This window comes from Larkinella terrae (genome assembly GCF_009668025.1).
Taxonomy (GTDB): Bacteria; Bacteroidota; Bacteroidia; order Cytophagales; family Spirosomataceae; genus Larkinella; species Larkinella terrae.
Genome location: NZ_WJXZ01000001.1, coordinates 997,751 through 1,016,062 on the forward strand (window position 1 = coordinate 997,751; position 18,312 = coordinate 1,016,062).

Genomic DNA, 18,312 nt, shown 5'->3' on the forward strand with positions numbered 1-18,312 from the left:
TTAACTCTGATTTTCTCCGCTCAACTCCGCGAAAGAGCTTAAAATTATTTCGCGGAGTTAAGCGGAGAAAACAGAGCTAAGCTGAGAATTACAAAGTTAGTGAATTTAGGGGAGGTTGGAAATACCTGCCGGTAGTCTACCCGGCGATTTGCCGTTGCCGCCGGGTCGAAGCCTGCTGCAGCGAGGTTTTCAGGACATTCAGCAGGATAGGCTTGGAAATGTAATCATCCATTCCGGCTTCCATACATTCTTCCCGGTCTTCTTTCATGGCATTGGCGGTCATGGCAATGATAACGGGTTGCGGCCCCGGTTGCTGGCGAATGTACCGGGTTGCATCCAGCCCATTCATTTCCGGCATCTGCACATCCATCAGGACAACATCATAAAACTGCTCCCGCAACATGGAGACAACTTCCAGCCCGTTCTGGGCCAGTTTGGGCTGATAACCCAGCTTATGCAGAATGTTCAGAATCAGTTTCTGGTTAGCCAGGTAATCTTCGGCGATCAGAATACTGAGCGGATTTTCTTTCGCAAACTCGTTCGATAAAAGCTGCTGGGCCGGTCGGGCAGCCGCGATAAGGCTTTCGTCGGGTTGTTTGAGCTGTTTCTGAACCAGATCGAAAAGCTGCTGCTGCCGGATGGGCTTGGTCAGAATCGCCGAAAAAAGATTGGGGTGCGATTTGCGGGTGTCTTCACCAATAGAACTCAACAGAATGATCGACAGCCGCGGGTGCAGTTCCTTGATGCGCAGCGCCAACTCGACCCCGTTCATTCCCGGCATTTGCATATCGGTGATAACCAGGTGAAAAGGCGGATTTTCAGCCAGCAACGTCAGCGCCTGCTGACCCGATAAAGCCGTCACCGGAACTAATTTCCACTGCTCAAACTGCGTTTTTAAAATGGTGAGATTCGTCTGGTTATCATCGACGATCAGCACCCGCTTTCCTTCATTTTCGCCGGTGTTGAACAACACATAATGCCGTTTGGCCTCCTGACTGACCTGGCAGCGCATCGTAAAGGTAAAGGTGGTTCCCCGACCTTCGTCACTTTCGACCTCGATGGCACCGCCCATGAGCTTCACCAGCCGCTCGCTGATGGCCAGCCCTAAACCCGTCCCGCCGTACTTCCGGGTCATCGACGAATCGACCTGTGAGAACGCCTTGAAAAGCCGTGGAATTTTGTCTTCGGCAATACCGATCCCGGTATCCCGCACCTGAAAAACCAGTTCCAGCTCCTGGTCACTGATGCGCTCTTTCACGGCCGCCTTGACAAACACCTCGCCCCGCTCGGTAAATTTGACGGCATTTCCGACCAGGTTAATCAAAATCTGGCGCAAACGGAGGCCGTCGCCGATGATGTGCAGCGGCACATTGTGTTCAAACTGATAGACCAGATCCAGACCGGTTTCGGTCGCTTTTCGGGCAAACAGGTCGAGCACATCTTCGACGCAATGCCGCAGGTCGATATCGCCCAGTTCCAGCTCCAGACTGCCGGACTCGATCTTGGAAAAGTCCAGAATGTCGTTGATGACGCCCAGCAGGTTGGTTCCGCACTGGTGAATCGTATCGACGTATTCGTATTGCTCTTCCGAGAGCTCGGTTTCCTGAAGCAGGTACGTCATGCCCAGCACGCCGTTCATAGGCGTCCGGATTTCGTGGCTCATTGTGGCCAGAAAGACGCTTTTGGCCATATTGGCTTTTTCGGCTTCTTCCCGCGCCTGTTTCTCCTGTACGCGCTGTTCGTGAATTTCTTCGACAAGAGCCTGTAAATGTTCCGACTGGCTTTGCAACTCTTCGGTCTGGTGCAGCACCTCCGCGGTTCGCTCACTCACAATTTCTTCCAGTTTCTCTTTCTGGGCTTTGAGGGCACGGGTACGCAGGCGGTAGAGCAGGTAAGGGCTGGCGAGAAAAGCCAGTGCCATGATCGATCCAAACCACCACGTCTGGTAGAGGGGCGGTTTGATGATGAGCCGGAAGGCGGTTCCGGTGTTGTTCCAGACGCCATCGTTGTTCGAAGCCCTCACCCGGAATGTGTACAGACCGGGGTCCAGATTGGTGTACGTAACGGTTCGTTTGTTGCTTTTGTAATTCCAGTCTTCGTCAAACCCTTCCAGTTTGTACGCATACTGGTTTTTTTCGGGTAATGAATAATTCAACGCGGCAAATTCGAACGTTACGCTGGACTTTTTGTAGGAGAGCGTCATTTTGTTCGACCGGATCAATACCGGCTTATCGAAAACCAGCATTTTCGTGATAAAAACCGCCGGAATGAAGGGATTATCCCGCAGGCTATCGGGAAAAAACGAATTCAGGCCGGAAATGCCCCCAAAAAACAATTCGCCCCGGTGGCCTTTAAAAACCGACATCCGGTTAAACGGGCTCTTCTGTAACCCATCGCCCGCGTCGAAATTCCGGAACGCCTTTTTCTCGAGATTAAGCCGGGACAAGCCCTTGTTGGTGCTCACCCAAACGTCACCCCGGCGATCGCTGGCAATGCCCTGAATCACTTCATTGGCCAAACCCTGTTTTTGCCGGTAGGCCACAAACGACTGCGTTTTGGAATCAAAACGGTTCAGGCCGCCGTTGGTACCGACCCACAGCCGTCCCTGTTCGTCTTCGTATAAACTATTGATCAGGTTGTGGCTCAAGCTGTTCGGAACTGCGCGGTCGTGCTGGAAAGACGTAAAGGTGTTGGTTTGGGGATTGAACAAATTCAGCCCTCCGCCTTCCGTGCCAACCCACAAATTGCCGTTGTGGTCGTAGCAGATCGAGCTGATATACCCCTGGCTGATGCTGCCCGGGCGGGCGGGGTCCGGGCGAAAATGGGTAAAAATGCCGGTTTTTTTGTCATACCGGCTAATCCCGTTGCCGATCGTTCCCAGCCAGATTTCTCCTTTCTTCCCTTCGACAATGGTGCTGATGGATTCGCTGCTGAGTCCGGTCCCATCGTCGCGGTATCTAAAGTTCACGAACCTGTTCGTCCCTTTTTTCAGCAGACTTAGTCCGGCTTTGTAATTTCCCACCCAAATATCTTCATCGCTGTCCTGGTAAACGCTCATGATGAAATTACTCCCAACGCTCTTCGGATCAGCCGCACTGTGCCGGTAGCGGATGTACTGATTGGTGGCTCTCATCAGGACATTTAAACCGCCCCCATCCGTTCCCATCCACAAATTACCCTGGCGGTCTTCCAGAACCGACATTATATTGTTGTTATTCAGGCTGTTCGGATTGTTGTTGTCTTTCTGATACAGCTCGAATTTAGCGGGTTCGTGATCGATAAAATTGATCCCACCGCTGTAGGTTCCGATCCACATATTCCCGCTGCGGTCCTGACAGATGGCGTAGATCGAGCCGTTATTGATTCCCTGGCTATTGTTTTCGTCGTATCCATACCGGGTAAATGCGGTCCGGTTTTTGTTAAGCACGCTGATGCCGCCATTTTCGGTACCGACCCACAAATTCCCTTTGTCGTCTTCTTCCAGCGAATTCAGGTCATTATGACTAATTGATGTCGGAACGGCCGGATTATTCAGAAATCGAGTGAACGTTTCCTGATCCGGATTCAGCCGGTTTAAACCGCCCCCTTCCGTCGCAATCCAGATTTTCCCGCTCGCATCCTGCAATAACCTTTTAAGGTTGTTGTGGCTTATGGAGGATTTATTGGCCGGATTATTTTCAAAATGCCGGAAGGAATTAGTGGCCGCATCGAGCCGATTCAATCCCCCGCCGAACGTAGCCACCCAAACCTGCCCACCGCGATCGACCAGCACATCCCGAATCAGGTCATTACTCAGGCTGCTGCTATTGCCGGGTTGGTTCATGTAGCGGGTAAACGTGTGACTGACGGTATCAAACCGGTTGAGTCCGCCGTCGGTTCCCACCCAGAGCCGACCCCGGCCATCTTCCGTAATGGACATTACCCGGTTGTTACTGAGGCTCTTATCATCGTTTTTGGCGTGTCTGTAAATTGTAAAACCGCCGGTTCGATTATTCAGCATACACAAACCGCCATCGTCGGTTCCGACCCACAGCCGCCCCTGCCGGTCTTCATAAAGTGAGCGAACGTAATTGTCGCTCAGACTGGTGGGCCGTTGCGGATCGTTGCGGTAAACCGTAAATGTATAGCCATCGAACAGATTCAGTCCGTCCTGCGTGCCAAACCACATGAACCCTCTTTTATCCTGCAAAATGCAGGTCACATTGCTTTGCGAAAGACCTTCGTTGGTAGTTATGTGCTTAAACTGAACGGTACCCGTTTGAGCCCCAGCTGAATGGAAAAGCAGAAAAAAAATCAAACCCGCAACTATAAAGCTTTTCATGGAAGGCCAGAAAGTTCTTAACTTACAAATTTATACTATTTCGAATGGAATCATATTAATGTCTGATAATTGAGTATAACTAACAAAAATTGGTCCTAAGTCTTAAACTTGAACGACTTTGGATTAAGTCAATGAAAAATCAATCCGCCAAACACCTGTCTTCGCCATATCTTACAGGGAGGTAACTGATTATTTTTTTTATTTTTCGATTTAAAGTACAATCCGGGCAGGAATAAAAAGTGGCATCAACTTGACACACAAATGCCATTAACTAATTTATGATCAGCTATTTGACAGATTCACAAAACTAATTTCGGCTGGATTATGGCGCGCAGCGAACAAACCGTAGATCTTCCGCCCGTCCGCTGCTAATCTTCGGGAAACGGCGATAAATCTACGGGATGTGGTGCTCAATTAATTGCCAAAAGATATTGCAGGCGCTCCTTTTTATACGACGGCATGGGAGGCCATAAGTAGATTCACTTACGACTTGCCGGAAGCAGTCCGCTGCCTGCGATAAACGAGCCGGGTTTCTGCTCAGGTATTGGTATTTAAACCGGTCTATTCGGCTTTTTTCACGTTATGCGCGTTGAGTCCTTTCGGCGTCGTTTCCACTTCAAAAGCGACTTTGTCGCCATCTTTTACGGCATCCACCAGGCCGCTGATATGAACAAAAATACTATCCTGCGTTTCCTGATCCCTGATAAAGCCGTAGCCTTTCGACTCATTGAAGAACGTCACCGTACCTTTTCTGATTACATCTGCCGGTACGCCGACTTCCTGTCTGGAAACACCAATCTGGATATCTTCCGTATTGATCGTTTTCTTTTTTCGCAGGTCCGGGGGCGTTGACGAAATGTTGCCATTTTCATCGACGTACGCCATCATTTCGTCCAGCCCTTTTCCTCTATCCGAATTGGCTTTCCGCTCTTCTTTTTTTTCCGCTTTTTCTTTGTTCTTTCTTTGCCGGTTTTTTTCTTTTTCTTTCTTATTAAAGGTTTCCTGCGTTCTGCCCATACTATCGTTTGTGTTTAATGATAAATTGTCTTTATACGCCGTTACGCACAGCCCCTGAATCCGGAGGCTTTTAGATTTGATGAAGATCTGACAAGGAAGCGGAGTCGTGACGAGAAGGGGTCTTCTTTTTTAAGCCGGTTCTCCGAAAATTAGTTCATTTCCGGTTGGATTGACCGACAAACGAATTCGTGGGCGATTCGGGCCGCAACCCTGCCTAATCCGGAATTTCAGGCAATTTATTGGGCGTCGGAGGAGTTTGCCTGAACCTGAAACGGTAAAAATTATTTCACTGAAATCCGCCCGAAGACCGCTAACTTGCTGCTGGAGAAACCCATCAAATTCTATTCCCGCAAGGTACGGAAATAATTTACCGATCGCACGAAGGAATGAAACTCCATTTAAATTAAAACCGCCCAAAAACCGCAGGCGCATCCTTTCCAATGGCTGACCCAAACCATCGAAGACAACAAAGAAGGAACTTAACCTTTCTTATCCTCCTGTTAATCAGAAGCTTTACTACCCTTGCGCAGGAAGCAAAGTGGGACAGCACCATCCGGCCGGACATTTACAAGGCCCGGGTTGATCTGTTTCGCTCGCTGCCGCATTCGCGGAAAGACGTGGTTTTTCTGGGTAACAGCCTCACATTCTGGGCCGACTGGAGCGACATGCTGGGCGATACGCGCTACAAAAACCGGGGCATTCCGGGCGACATGACGTTTGGCGTGCTCGAACGACTGGACGAAGTTATTCAGGGAAAACCGGCCAAAGTGTTCATCCTGATCGGGATTAATGATCTGGCCCGCAACGTCCCCGACAGCCTTATTGTGCGGAATTACCGCCGAATGGTCCGGCGGATCAAAACCGGGTCGCCCGCAACCCGCATTTATTTCCAGACGCTGCTGCCGACCAACGATTCGTTTCAGAAGCTAAAGAGCCATTACAACAAGGAGCAACACATTCAGACGCTCAATTCGGCCCTGAAAGAGATGGCCGCAGCCGGGCAGTTTGAGGTGATCGACCTCCACCCGCATTTCGTGGACGAAACCGGCAAGCTCAAAAAAGAATACACCTGGGACGGCGTTCACCTGACGCTGGCCGGCAACCAGAAGTGGGTGGAAGTTTTAAGCAACGGTGGGTACGTGAAAGTCCGGCGTTGACGTCCGGTTTCGGCCTCAGGCATTCAAACCGCCATCCATCAGCAGGTTCTCGCCATTGATGTAGGCCCCGGCCTGCGACGCCAGCAACACGATGGGCCCTTTGATGTCGTCCCGGTTGGCCATGCGACGCAGCGGTACTTTTTTGGTATAATTCTCCAGAAACCGCTCCGGCTGGTGGTTGAACAAACCGCCGGGACTGATGCAGTTGACCCGCACGTTTTTGCCCGCCAGCACCTGCGCCATGTACTTCGTCAGGTTGAGCAAACCCGCGTTGTGGAAGAAATAATCGGGGGGCGGAGTGCCCATCGTCGTGCCTTCATAATTGGACAAATCCGGGCCGTACATGCCCATCATCGAGCCAATGTTGATGATGCTGCCGCCACCGGCCTGCACAATCAGATCGGCCATTTCGCGCAGAATATCCATTGAACCGGTTGCGTTGACCCGCATCGATTCCGCAAAATCGGCCATCGAGCCGTCGTAGCCTTTCATTGGCCGCGAAACCGCATTGTTGACGAACACATCCAACTTGCCAAACTGCGAAAGAATCTGCGCTTTCAGATTTTGGACAGAAACCGGATCGCCCTGGTCGACTTGTAAGGCGTGGACATCCAGTCCGCTGGCCCGAAACTGAGCCGCAACCTCTTCACTGGCTTCTAAATTCCGGGAGGCAATAATCACCGTAGACCCGGCTTCGGCCAGCCCTTCCGCAATGCATTTTCCGTATTTCCCGGCACCACCCGTCACCAGACTGACTTTGCCTTTTAAGCTAAATAACTCGTTGATATGCATGAAGTTGTTTGCGTTTAGTTGAGCCAGCCCATCCGGTCCCAATGTGGTAGATCCAGAAATTTCGGGTTGGGATACGCCAGGGCTTTCGCCCGCGCCATCGTGTCGGCGTCGAGAAGCGGTCCGTTGATCGACGCCAGGGATTGGTTGAGGTAATTCAGGTTATCAATTCCGACCAGAAGCGCTGAAACGGCGGGAAAGGACGCCACAAACCGGATGGCGAGCGTCGATAAATTCGGAAAACCGGTCTGCACCAGTTCATCAAACCGGCGAATGTGGTTTTCAACCTCGGCCAGAGCCGGATGCAGTTGCTGGCCTTTGCTCGTCAGCAAGCCTTTGAGCAACACCGACCGCACCACGATGCCGACGCCTTTTTCGGCCGCCAGATCAAACAAAGCCGCCTGCCGCTGATCCATCAGGTTGAACGGCAATTGAACCACGTCCCAGACGCCGGATTCGATGGCTTTCCGGGTTTCTTCGACGGAATAAGTGGAAACCCCGGTACTCCGAATTGCGCCCTGCGCTTTTAGAGTGGCAAATACTTCCGGGATTTCGTCATTCGCCAGAATGCCCAGATCAGCCTGGTGGAGCATGTAAACATCGATGTAATCGGTTTGCAAAGCCGTCAGACTTTCCAGCAACGACGTTTTGATGATCTTTTTCAGCGTGGCACCGTCCGGCAAATCGCCGTTCGTGTCCCGAATCTGGCGGCATTTGGTTTCCAGAATCACCTGCCCGCGCCGGTCGTGAAATGCCTTGCCCATGATGGTTTCGCTGTCGCCATAAAGCCGGGCCGTGTCGAAAAAATTAACGCCGGACTCGATGGCGGTGTGCAACAACTGAACGGCTTCCGACTCCGTGATCATATCGGCCTGGCTCTTGACGCCAATGCCGTACGGCATGCCAATTTCGACTCCTCCGAAGGCTAATTCCGAAACCTCAATCCCGGTTTTTCCCAGTGGTTTTTTTCTCATCACTTATAACCGCCCTGCGCCGGTTGAGCGGCCGTGACGTCGTTGTTGAATTTGCTGACCAGACTATGACAGTAGTTGCTGACGCCCACGACATCGGCCCCGACATTGATGAATTTGTAACCCAGCGAAATAAATTCTTCCAGCCGGTCGATGGGTCCGGTGGTAGCGGCAAACTTACCGTGTCGGATGCATGCTTCCGCGACGCGTTTCCGGGCATCCACCAGCCGGGGGTGATTCCACTCGCCGGGCGCACCGATGGCCTGGCTGAAATCGCCGGGGCCGAAAAACAGCATGTCCACGCCGTCGAGGGCCGCAATTTCGTCCAGTTCGTCGAGCGGTTCGGGGTCTTCGATCTGGAGTCCCACAAACCGCTGCCGGTTGGCTTGCTCGAGGTAGTCACTGAACGCCATGTTGGTATACGCGCCATCGGCATTTCCGCCGTCGATCGCCCGCAGGCCCTGCGGATGAAACCGGGTCATTTTCACCACGTTCTTCGCGTCTTCCACGCCCATGCAGTGCGGCACCAGAATACCGCTGGCGTCCAGCTCAAGCGGCCTGACGTAATCGCTGTAACTGCCGCGCGGCACCCGCACCATGATGTCGGCCTGCTGCGATTTGGTGGCCCAGATGTGGGAGCTCACCACCGACCAGTCCTGTCCCTGGTGTTCCTGATCGATCCAGATGCAGTCAAAACCGGTCATTGCCACCAGCTCCGACACCTGTGCATCACCAATATTTACTTTAAAACAACTGACGACTTCGCCAGCTCGTAACTTCTTCAAAACCCGGCTTTCGCGCATGTTCATGGTAAAATCTGTTTTCCGTTTCGTTATACCCGCTTCAACTGCATGGGATAGACTTTATTGGCATTCCACTGACAAACATACACATTCTCGTCCGCGTCGATGCAAACGTCGTGCGGATGAACAAAAACCGGTTGTTGCTGGAGTTGGGTCTGTAATTTTCCGTCGACATAAACCGGTTCCGTTCCGCCGGGTGTCGAGATCACGCGGTCGTTTTCGTCCAGAATAGTGAGGTAGCCCGAACCGAAATTCCGGTTGGTCGTCGACCGGAAAACCGCAGCAAAAACGAATCGATCGTGCAAAACCGGTCGGCAGACAAAGGAACCGGGCAGCGAAATAGTAGCCAGGTAGTTGCCGTCCAACGTAAAGCGCTTCAGGACGTTATCGTTCCGGGAAGTAATCAGCAAGGTCGGCTCACCCGGTTTTCGGGTGTCGAGCGCAATCCCGTGAACGCAGTCAAACTGCTCGTTTTCGCTGCCCCGGCCACCCCAGTGCCGGATGTATTCGCCCTGCGGAGTATACTGGATGACGTACTGCAAGCCGTAGCCGTCGGTGACGTAAATGTCGCCGGTGGGGCCAATGGCGGTTTCGGTCGGCATAAACTGTTCCGCCGAGGTGTAGTGAGCAATTTCTTTGGGATAATCGATCGTCATTATTTCCCGGCCTTCCAGCGTCGTTTTAATGACCTGATGGCGTTCAATATCGGTGATGAACAAAAATTCCTCGCCGTTTTCGTTGGCCAGGGTCATTCCGTGCCCGCCGGGATAATCCGTTCCCCACGCATCCAGCAGTTTCCCCGAGCGGTCGTAGATCAGGATGTTGTTACGGGTTTCATTGGTCAGCATGAAAATCCGGCCGCGGGCGTCGATTCCCATTTCGTGGCAGTCGTTCACCGGATGCGTCGCCGGATTCAGATTTCCCCAGTCCTGCAACACCCGGTAGCGGTGGGTGTTGTGACCAATAACGGTGTTCGGATCGATCATTTTACGCGGTTTCAGCCTGGAGTTTCTTCTGGTAAGCCGCTTTGGCTTCGGTATCTTCCTGCGCCGATGCCGCCCAGTAAATCCAGCCGAGCGCCTTGCGCGTGCGCTCGCTGCGGTTGGCTTCCGCCCAGTGAATGGTCATCGAATGGTGAATCAGCAGATCACCCGGTTTGGCCGGAAATGCCACGGCTTTGGCCTGATCGTCGTCGGTCCAGAAATCCGTAATGCCCTGCGAAAAACCGAGCGTCTGCGTCCGGCCGTGCGGACGAACGCCGTGGAGGTGCGAACCGGTCACGTACCGAACGCAGCCGTTTTCGGCGTCGACGTCTTCCAGTGCCAGCCACATGGTGGCGGCTTCGGCCGGTTTCAGCATGAAATAGTAATTATCCTGGTGCGGGGGAGTCGGTTTGCCGATGCGGGGCGGTTTGTTGAAATATTCCAGCGTTTTCGGAATCACTGCGTCATCGAGCAGCAGTTCGGCCAGTTGCTTGAACTTGCTGTCGTTCAACATGATGTCGAAATACGGATCGTACCGCTGCATATCGATCAACTGCTTCAGGGTCGTCGGATCATTCTTATCCTCGTAAAAAATATGCCCCCAGGGCATTTTACCTACCTGATTGGCGATAAAATGCTGCACTTTTTCGTTCAGTTCTGTTACTTCTTCGGCGGATAAAAAACCGGGCAGAAAAACGTAGCCATTGGTTCGAAACGACTCTTTCAGGGCTTGGGTGTCGATTGTTTCCATCTGATTTTGAACAGTTTTGTATAATTTTCACTGCCCCTAATCTCCTGAAGGGGACTTGGACGCAGCATCCTCCAGATGCTATTAGTCCCCTTCAGGGGATTAGGGGCAAAAGGCTATTTTTCCAGCAATTCAGCCAGTTTGGTTCGAATGGTTTCTTCGGCGCTCAGTTCCAGGAAACTGGTCCGGCAACGCCAGGTTTCGTAGCCACCCCGCTCAATTTCGTGCGCGGGCGGAATGTAGCCGATGTAGCCGTTCGCCATCGTGATCGTAAAATACGGCGAGCGGTTTTCCTTGAGCCGCAGGCCGGTTTCGGCAAAAAACTCCCCGCCCAGTGCGCCGATCTGGCCATTGCCAATCCGGATGGCCTGCACCGGAAACACATTGGTGTCCGGATAGTCGTTGAGCAACACCTGTTCGCGGGCGTAAATCCGGCGCAGCACGTCCATGTCCAAGTGCTGAATGTTCTCGTAATACGTTTCGGCCACCAGCACTTTAGCCGCTTCCAGTTCCTCCGCCGACGGTTTTCGAACCCCGGCTTCCACGTCAGCATACTGCGCCGACAAAGCCGGATCGCTCTGCCAATCAACACTTTGCAACGCTTCCGCGACCTTACCGGCAATGGCCTTTCCGATCAAATCGCTTTTGGCAAAATGCGCCTTCGGGTAGCGATCCGGGTCCAGAAAATCCCAGATGTTGGCTTCACCACTGGTGCCGTTGCTCATCATCCCGACGAAACCCGGACCGGCCTGCAGCAAGCGACCGATTTCGTTGGAAAACACGCCGAAATAGTCGGCGGTAATCGTGCCGTTTTCCCAATCGCCGACGTAGTGCAGTGAATAATTTGCCAGCAGGCTAATCCACTGATCATCCGCCCCTTTTACCGCCAGAAAACTCACCTGCGGATCAACGGGAACCACCCGCCGGTCGATCTGTTGTTCATCCCCGAACGGATTGGTTTTCACGCCATCGACTCCCCCACTGACGGGATTGCGGGCGACGTAACCTTCTTTCATGAAAAACCGCCGACACACCACGTGTTCCGGTACATCCACCGCCCCGAAACCGATTTTAGCCGGACGCAACGTTTGCAACGCGGCTTTTACTGATTCAATGAGTAAACCGGGCAGTTTCTGGCGGTACGGTAAATCAGCCGCGCCCAGCAACAGGCTGGCAATGGAACCGCCCGCGTGCGTATGTGTGCTGGCAATCAGCACATTCTGGGGCAAAAGGCCGGTTTCTTCCTGAATGCTGATTTTTACCGCATCCAGAAAATCCCGCGGCATGGCGCAGATATCGACAATCACCAGCGCCACCAGCGTGTCGCCCTGCTGCAAAACCAGCGCTTTGGCGAATAAGGGATCGTGGATCGAACGGGCGTAATGCGTAATGAAATCGCCGTTGATCAACGTTCCCAGCGGGGGCGTAATGTCCACCTGAGCCGCTCCGGCTTGAAAATTCATAAGTTTCGTTCGGTTTTAGGTTCAGGTTTTCTAAAAATAGATCTAGCCCTTCTTTGGCACCCAACTCTTGCCGCTGTCAGGGTCTTCGACCGCTGACAGGGCCGTCACACCCTGTCAGCGGTTGAAAACCCTGACAGCGGTGAAAATTTCATCTCCAGGCCCGGCGCAAAAACCGCAGCCAGTTTCCGTGAAAAATATTGTCAATATCTTCAGCCTTATAGCCTCTTTTTTCCAGAATAGCCTCGTATTTCTGCAAATCCGCAATCGAGTTCATGTCCCAGGGCGACTGCTCGGTGCCGAAAATACCGTCCAGGTCACTGCCGATGGCGACGTGCCGACTGTTCCCGGCAATCTGGCAGATGTGATCCCAGTGATCGACGAGATTTTCGAGCCGGATGTTCAGTTGCCAAGGGTCCGAAACCGTATCGATAAACCGGATGTCCATTGCCCAGCAATCGAGCATTCCGCCAATGACCGCATCGCGTTCGATCAGTCGTTTAATCTGTTCGTCCGTCAGTTGGCGCTGGTTCGGAACAATCGCCCGAACGTTGTGGTGGCTGGCCCAAACCGGTCCCGAATACAGCTCCAGCGCCTGATCGAAGCCTTCGTCGGTCAGGTGGGTCACGTCCAGAATCAGGTTCAGTTGCCCCATTTCCTTCAGCAAATCCAGCCCCGGCGGAGTCAGCGGACCTTCCATTTTCGTGCCCGGCGCGTAGCGACCCGGCCCGAAATGCGATAGCCCCATCGCCCGCAAACCGTAGTCGTAAGCCCGGTACAGGTACGAAATATCGACCAACGAATCGGCCCCTTCGAGACTTAAAATATATCCGATCGGTTTTTCCTCATCCGGTTTTTCCTGGTTTTCCCAGAGCGCCAGATGGGCTTCCAGTTGCGCCAGATTGGTGATCTGTACCATTTCGCCGAGGGCTTCCATTTCACGGTACCAGACCAGTTGCGCCTGCGTCATGGCCCAGGCCTGCTGGGGCGAATGCCAGCCGGGCAGCGAACTCCCCGGCGGGGTCACCCGCGACAGTTGCGTGGCCACCACCAGCCCAATGCCGCCTTTCCGCAGCTCCGGCAAACAAACCGTGCCCCGGCCCCGGTCGGGTTTGTCTTTCATTCCCATTTCCCGCTGCCGGATTTCGACCAGCGGGCGCGACAGATCCCGGTTCCACTCCAGCGCGTTCATCGCCAGGTCCAGATGGGCGTCGAAAATCAACCGCTTTGTCATTGCACCACGGGCTGTTTGGTAATCCGCTGCGGAACTTCGGCGTAATTGAAGGGATATTTGCTGATCAGGTGCCGGATTTGCTGGCTAAACTCCCGAAACGACTCTTCCCATTGCTCGGGTTCGTCTTTTTTGTAGGTATAAAATCCTTTTTCGGTCACCATGCCCAAACCGCCATCCTGCACGGTTTCGTTGAAAAACCGGGGAACGTGCCGGGCTTTCGACAGTTCGGGGAACAAATCCTGCATCACCACGCCGTAAATGAACGTCCCCATCAAATCCATGTACCGGAAATTCCCGGCAAATGGCAGGTAATAACCGGGGTCGTTCCGGCAGGCGCGGTCGACATCCTCGACGGTCACGTAGCCATTTTCCACCAGAAAGAACGCTTCCCGAATCATGGCGCACAACAGGCGCGTGCGAATGCCGTTGTCGCTGTGAATAAGGTACGGATCTTTTTGCCAGACTAACCGGGCCGTCGAATAAAAGGCATTCACTTGTCGGGTATCGGTTTTGTCGTTGGCAATAATTTCCAGGAAATAGGTTGTATCGGCGGGAATCGTCCAGTTGGCGCCAATGATGCGCTCCGGATGGCGGGCATCCTCCTGAAGCGCGCTGAGCGGAATGCTTTCGGTATTGATGGCGATCAGTACATCCGGCGAAAAAACCGTTTCCAGCTGCCGGATCAGGGCTTTTTTCTGGTCCTCATTTTCATCCGTACAGGCAATGACCAGACTACTATCGGCCGCTTCCTCCAGTTGCTCGACCACCGTTACAAACCGGTCCGAAGGATTGATTTCCAGTTGATTCGCTGAAACCGGGAGGCTTTCAAGCGGGTTACCGGCATAGACCGTGACCGGATGACCCGCCTGTCGTAAGCAGCTGATAATCCCGGTCGTCAGTTTGCTCCAGCCCGTGACGAGTACAGGTTCTCTTTCAGGTGATGTGTGATTCATAATTCAGGTGTGTTAAAACGCAGGGAACACTCGCTTCGACTTTCTGCAATTATTTCCGATTTTCCAACTACATATTTTTCAGCACTTCGCGGGCGGTTTCGATGGCGTGGTCGATGTCGGCTTCGGTATGGGCCGCACTGATGTACCACAAACCCCGGCCAATGACCCGAACGCCCCTGTCGTGCATGCCCGCAATGAATTTGCCGAGTTTCGCCTTGTCGTACGACAGCGTGTCCCGGTAATCGGTAACGGTTTCGAGTGCCGTAAAACCGGAATGAAACATGGGCCCCAGTCCCTGCACCCGCAGATTCTGGCCGGTTTCGGCGGCCGCCTGCTGCAAACCCACCATCAGTTTCTGACCAAACCGGTACAGCCGTTCGTGCGGTTGCTCCCGTTCCAGAACCTGAATCGTGGCCAACGCGGCCGCAATCGTCGGATTCCCGGCGTTCATCGTGCCCGCGTGAATCACTTTGGCTTCTTCAATCAGGCGCATCCAGTCGCGTTTGCCGACAATGGCGCTGATCGGATAACCGCTGGCGATGGCTTTAGCGAAAATGGACAGGTCGGGCGTGATGCCAAAATAATGCTGCGCCCCCCGGAGCGAAACCCGAAAACCGGTGATCACTTCGTCGAAAATGAGCGCAATGCCATATTCATCGCAGATAGCCCGCAGTCCTTGCAAAAAACCGGCTTTGGGTAAAATGCAGCCATTATTGCACATAATCGGCTCGGTAATGATCGCGGCCAGCTCGTGCTGGTGTTCGGCCACGGTTTTGCGGACCAGCTCCAGATCGTTCCACGGCAGAATAATGAATTCGTCGCGGGCGTGATCGGCCAGCCCGGCGCTCCACGGATACGCATTCGGCGATTCCCGGTCGCCCAGGGCGTCGGCGGAGGGCTGCGAAAGTCCCCAGGCGACGTTATCGAGCCAGCCGTGGTAATGGCCTTCAAAACGGAGAAATTTGGGTTTGCCGGTTTTGGCGCGGGCAATTCGAAAAGCGGTTTGCACGGCTTCGGAACCGTCCAGGCAAAACCGCATCAGTTCGGCAGAGGGAATCAGGTCGGCGAGTTTCTCGGCGAGTTCAATTTCTTTGTGGTGCTGTCCGGCAAATAGCTGACCTTTCTCGGAATAGTCGTTGATGGCCTGCAACACTTCCGGGTGCGAATGGCCCAGCAGCAGCGGCCCCTGACTCAGCGTAAAATCCAGGTATTCGTTACCGTCGACGTCGTAAATCCGGCTGCCTTTGCCGTGCGTATAGAAGATAGCGTGCGGATGATTGTACTTGCGAAACTCGGACGAAACGCCCCCGGCCAGCACTTTTTTCGCCCGTTCGAGCAGGGCGGCCGATTCAGAATAGGTTGTCATTATGTTGGTTACCCAATTCGCTGGTCGGTCCGGAACGGATACCGGGCGGCCAATTGATAAATGTCTTTGTTAAAAACCGCAAAGGCCTTGTCCCATTCCTTCGCTTCTTCTTCGGTGTAATCGTACAGGCCCTGGGCGCTCTGCGTTCCCCGCAATTGCCGGTCGACCAGTTGCTGCATCAGGTCGGGAACCTCGTCAGAATTCGACAGCAGCGGGAAAATGCGCCGGAAAATTTCGGGATAATCCTGCAAACCGGTGTAATCCATCCGTCTGAAAATTCCCATCATGGTGATCCAGGAACCGGCGTCGTACCGGAAGGCTTTGTCCACATCTTCCAGCGTTGCGTCACCTTTTTCAACCAGGTGCAAACCCTCACGGTAAATGGCGTACATCAGCCGGTTGGTGACAAAACCGCGAATATCTTTCCGCAGCAGCGTAGGCTCTTTTTGCCAGTAATGGGCCAGTTCAAACGCCCAGTTGGCGCGTTCCAGCGAGGTTTGCGTGCCGCAGGTGATTTCCATAAACCGGGTCATGTACGCCGGTTCGGCCCAATGAATGCCCAAAAACCGCTCCGGATTAGGCACCAGTTGCTGCAGCATGCTGATCGGAATGGCCGATGTATTGCTGGCAATCACCGTTTCGCTGCTCACCACGGCGGCAATTTTCTGATAGACGATTTGCTTGATGGCGATTTTTTCGGTCACGCATTCCAGCACCAGCCGACAATCGGCCAAAACGCCATAATCCGCCGAAACCGTCAGTTGCGCGATGTACGCATCCGGTGCCTGGGCCAACAAATCCGCTTCGTCGGCGTGCCTGATCTGGCTTAAAATTCGGTCGGGCGCGTCGGCCAGTTCGGTTGGCAGCGGAGCAATGGCTTTCACCGGATGCCCCGCCAGCAGGAGCGCGGCCACGATGCTGCTGCCCATCAACCCCAGTCCGACAACTCCGACGCTGATCTCCCTCGTTTGTATAATCTCCTCCATTCGCCGATCCGGTTTTCAGGCCGGTAGTTTAACAATGCAATCAATTTCAACTTTCAGCCCCTCGGCCAGCACCGATTGCACGGTGGTTCGGGCGGGTTTGATGCCCGGGAAATACTGGGCATAAACGGTATTGTACCGGTCGAACTCGGCGATGTCGGCCAGGTGAACCGTGCATTTGACGACGTCTTCCATCGTGGCGCCCGCCGATTCGATAATGGTTTTGATGTTCTGCAGGGTGCGGTGGGTTTCGTCTTCAATGGTACCGAGTACAAACTGCGAGGTTTTAAAATCGACGGCGGCCTGGCCACTGACAAACAGAAAGCCGCCGGCAACGACCCCGTCCGAATAAGCGCCGGTGGCAAAGGCCGGATCGCGGTCGGGGTGGATTACTTTGGATTTACTCATGCGTGAAAAGCAGGTAGAAAGGTTGTCGTCGGGAAACCGGGAATTACCGGACCGTGAACGTACAGCAAAAGTAGTCGCCGAAGTTTGCTAATTCTGTTACTTTTATCCATATTTCTGATACTATTTTTCAAATCATTCCGGTGAATTCAGGAATTTCGGTATACTTAAGGGGCCCTTTAATACTATAAGTCATTTTTGCCATGAAAACAGTCGAAGTTCGGTTACCGCAGGAATATGACAAATCTTTTATTGTCTTTCAGGAGATTGGCCAATTTTTTCCCTGCCCGTGGCATTACCACCCCGAATACGAATTGGTACTGGTGTTGAAAAGTACCGGTCGCCGGATGGTGGGCGATCACATCGGGTATTTCGACGCCGGTGATCTGGTCTTCATGGGGCCGTCGCTGCCCCACGTCTGGGTCAACGATCCGGAGTTTTTCAAGGGCGAAGCCGGTTACCAGGCCAACGCCATTGTGGTGCAGTTTGTCGATAATTTTCTGGGAAAACCGTTCATGGAGATTCCGGAGATGGATGCCTTCCGGAGCTTCCTGAAGCGGTCGAGCCGGGGAATGGAACTGACCGGCACCACCCGGACCCGGATCACGAACCTCATGAAGCGCATGATTCTGATGAGCGGTCTGCAACGGCTGTCGGCGCTGCTGGAGATCTTTGACATTCTCGCCCATACCACTGAATATGAGATGCTTGCCAGCCCGGGTTATGTCCAGAATGTACACCTCAAATCGTCGGATCACCTCCGGAAAATCAACCAGTATATTATGCAGAATTTTCAGGAGGAGATTTCGCTACCCGAAATTGCCAGCGTGGCCAACATGGCCCTGACGACGTTCTGCTGTTTTTTCAAGGAGCATTACCGCGTCTCGTTTGTCGAATACCTCAACACCGTCCGGATTGGTCACGCGTGTAAATTAATCTCGGAAAAGGAATTGAACATCGTGGAAGCGGCCGCCGAGAGCGGTTTTAACAACCTGGCCAATTTCAACCGGCAGTTCAAAAAGATCAAGAATATGACGCCCAGCGAATACCGCCGGACGCTGAATGCGGCCGTTTGACGGTTTTATTTCCGTAAAAAAATACCGGTACGGTTTTTCTGAAAAA

The 18,312-nt window shown here is 53.2% G+C and carries 15 protein-coding genes; 2 read left to right on the forward strand and 13 right to left on the reverse strand.

All coding sequences use genetic code 11. The features are described 5' to 3' along the window. Positions 1 to 136: 136 nt before the first annotated feature. Together GJJ30_RS03945 and GJJ30_RS03950 are read right to left on the reverse strand one after the other, a co-directional pair. Positions 137 to 4,321, reverse strand: coding sequence for a hybrid sensor histidine kinase/response regulator (locus GJJ30_RS03945; RefSeq protein ID WP_154173341.1), 4,185 nt, complete (start codon positions 4,319 to 4,321; stop codon positions 137 to 139). Between the two features lie 561 nt (positions 4,322 to 4,882). Continuing rightward, positions 4,883 to 5,338, reverse strand: coding sequence for a cold-shock protein (locus tag GJJ30_RS03950; RefSeq protein WP_154173343.1), 456 nt, complete (start codon positions 5,336 to 5,338; stop codon positions 4,883 to 4,885). 440 nt (positions 5,339 to 5,778) lie between these two features. Between GJJ30_RS03950 and GJJ30_RS03955 the strand changes: the two genes are divergently transcribed. Then, positions 5,779 to 6,495 carry a GDSL-type esterase/lipase family protein gene (locus tag GJJ30_RS03955; protein WP_154173345.1) on the forward strand — a complete coding sequence of 239 codons (717 nt, stop codon included), beginning with the start codon at positions 5,779 to 5,781 and terminating at the stop codon, positions 6,493 to 6,495. Positions 6,496 to 6,510: 15 nt separating this feature from the next. Here the strand turns inward: GJJ30_RS03955 and GJJ30_RS03960 are convergent, their stop codons facing one another. The 11 genes from GJJ30_RS03960 to GJJ30_RS04010 all read right to left on the reverse strand — a co-directional run bounded on the left by GJJ30_RS03960 (position 6,511) and on the right by GJJ30_RS04010 (position 17,193). Then, positions 6,511 to 7,287, reverse strand: a complete 777-nt coding sequence (locus tag GJJ30_RS03960) for an SDR family oxidoreductase (RefSeq protein WP_154173347.1) — start codon at positions 7,285 to 7,287, stop codon at positions 6,511 to 6,513. A gap of 14 nt (positions 7,288 to 7,301) precedes the next feature. After that, positions 7,302 to 8,258: an aldo/keto reductase gene (locus tag GJJ30_RS03965; RefSeq protein ID WP_154173349.1), complete on the reverse strand. Its 957-nt coding sequence runs from the start codon at positions 8,256 to 8,258 to the stop codon at positions 7,302 to 7,304. After that, positions 8,258 to 9,064: an HpcH/HpaI aldolase family protein gene (locus tag GJJ30_RS03970; protein WP_154173351.1), complete on the reverse strand. Its 807-nt coding sequence runs from the start codon at positions 9,062 to 9,064 to the stop codon at positions 8,258 to 8,260. Before GJJ30_RS03970 ends, GJJ30_RS03965 begins: the two co-directional genes overlap by 1 nt. A gap of 23 nt (positions 9,065 to 9,087) precedes the next feature. Then, positions 9,088 to 10,044: an NHL repeat-containing protein gene (locus tag GJJ30_RS03975; protein WP_154173353.1), complete on the reverse strand. Its 957-nt coding sequence runs from the start codon at positions 10,042 to 10,044 to the stop codon at positions 9,088 to 9,090. A gap of 1 nt (position 10,045) precedes the next feature. After that, a complete protein-coding gene (locus tag GJJ30_RS03980; RefSeq protein WP_154173355.1) occupies positions 10,046 to 10,792 on the reverse strand; it encodes a phytanoyl-CoA dioxygenase family protein in 747 nt (248 codons plus the stop codon). Positions 10,793 to 10,905: 113 nt separating this feature from the next. Continuing rightward, on the reverse strand, positions 10,906 to 12,252 hold the full coding sequence (locus GJJ30_RS03985; RefSeq protein WP_154173357.1) for a hypothetical protein: 1,347 nt from the start codon (positions 12,250 to 12,252) through the stop codon (positions 10,906 to 10,908). A 148-nt stretch (positions 12,253 to 12,400) separates the two neighbouring features. Further along, entirely contained in the window at positions 12,401 to 13,483 is a 1,083-nt protein-coding gene (locus GJJ30_RS03990) for a dipeptidase (RefSeq protein WP_154173359.1), read from the reverse strand. Then, entirely contained in the window at positions 13,480 to 14,436 is a 957-nt protein-coding gene (locus tag GJJ30_RS03995; protein WP_154173361.1) for a 3-hydroxyacyl-CoA dehydrogenase family protein, read from the reverse strand. Before GJJ30_RS03995 ends, GJJ30_RS03990 begins: the two co-directional genes overlap by 4 nt. 67 nt (positions 14,437 to 14,503) lie before the next feature. Continuing rightward, a complete protein-coding gene (locus GJJ30_RS04000; RefSeq protein WP_154173363.1) occupies positions 14,504 to 15,802 on the reverse strand; it encodes an aspartate aminotransferase family protein in 1,299 nt (432 codons plus the stop codon). Positions 15,803 to 15,810: 8 nt separating this feature from the next. Next, positions 15,811 to 16,788 carry a 3-hydroxyacyl-CoA dehydrogenase family protein gene (locus GJJ30_RS04005; protein WP_154173365.1) on the reverse strand — a complete coding sequence of 326 codons (978 nt, stop codon included), beginning with the start codon at positions 16,786 to 16,788 and terminating at the stop codon, positions 15,811 to 15,813. 15 nt (positions 16,789 to 16,803) lie between these two features. Next, positions 16,804 to 17,193, reverse strand: coding sequence for a RidA family protein (locus GJJ30_RS04010; RefSeq protein ID WP_154173367.1), 390 nt, complete (start codon positions 17,191 to 17,193; stop codon positions 16,804 to 16,806). A 200-nt stretch (positions 17,194 to 17,393) separates the two neighbouring features. Between GJJ30_RS04010 and GJJ30_RS04015 the strand changes: the two genes are divergently transcribed. Then, the gene (locus GJJ30_RS04015; protein ID WP_154173369.1) at positions 17,394 to 18,266 is read left to right on the forward strand and encodes an AraC family transcriptional regulator; all 873 of its coding nucleotides are present in this window, start codon (positions 17,394 to 17,396) and stop codon (positions 18,264 to 18,266) included. Positions 18,267 to 18,312: the final 46 nt, after the last annotated feature.

Bases quoted from the DNA above. Each gene is read 5' to 3' on its own strand.
- GJJ30_RS03945 (WP_154173341.1), bottom strand. From the start codon at position 4,321: ATGAAAAGCTTTATAGTTGCGGGTTTGATTTTTTTTCTGCTTTTCCAT.
- GJJ30_RS03950 (WP_154173343.1), bottom strand. From the start codon at position 5,338: ATGGGCAGAACGCAGGAAACCTTTAATAAGAAAGAAAAAGAAAAAAAC.
- GJJ30_RS03955 (WP_154173345.1), top strand. From the start codon at position 5,779: ATGGCTGACCCAAACCATCGAAGACAACAAAGAAGGAACTTAACCTTT.
- GJJ30_RS03960 (WP_154173347.1), bottom strand. From the start codon at position 7,287: ATGCATATCAACGAGTTATTTAGCTTAAAAGGCAAAGTCAGTCTGGTG.
- GJJ30_RS03965 (WP_154173349.1), bottom strand. From the start codon at position 8,258: ATGAGAAAAAAACCACTGGGAAAAACCGGGATTGAGGTTTCGGAATTA.
- GJJ30_RS03970 (WP_154173351.1), bottom strand. From the start codon at position 9,064: ATGAACATGCGCGAAAGCCGGGTTTTGAAGAAGTTACGAGCTGGCGAA.
- GJJ30_RS03975 (WP_154173353.1), bottom strand. From the start codon at position 10,044: ATGATCGATCCGAACACCGTTATTGGTCACAACACCCACCGCTACCGG.
- GJJ30_RS03980 (WP_154173355.1), bottom strand. From the start codon at position 10,792: ATGGAAACAATCGACACCCAAGCCCTGAAAGAGTCGTTTCGAACCAAT.
- GJJ30_RS03985 (WP_154173357.1), bottom strand. From the start codon at position 12,252: ATGAATTTTCAAGCCGGAGCGGCTCAGGTGGACATTACGCCCCCGCTG.
- GJJ30_RS03990 (WP_154173359.1), bottom strand. From the start codon at position 13,483: ATGACAAAGCGGTTGATTTTCGACGCCCATCTGGACCTGGCGATGAAC.
- GJJ30_RS03995 (WP_154173361.1), bottom strand. From the start codon at position 14,436: ATGAATCACACATCACCTGAAAGAGAACCTGTACTCGTCACGGGCTGG.
- GJJ30_RS04000 (WP_154173363.1), bottom strand. From the start codon at position 15,802: ATGACAACCTATTCTGAATCGGCCGCCCTGCTCGAACGGGCGAAAAAA.
- GJJ30_RS04005 (WP_154173365.1), bottom strand. From the start codon at position 16,788: ATGGAGGAGATTATACAAACGAGGGAGATCAGCGTCGGAGTTGTCGGA.
- GJJ30_RS04010 (WP_154173367.1), bottom strand. From the start codon at position 17,193: ATGAGTAAATCCAAAGTAATCCACCCCGACCGCGATCCGGCCTTTGCC.
- GJJ30_RS04015 (WP_154173369.1), top strand. From the start codon at position 17,394: ATGAAAACAGTCGAAGTTCGGTTACCGCAGGAATATGACAAATCTTTT.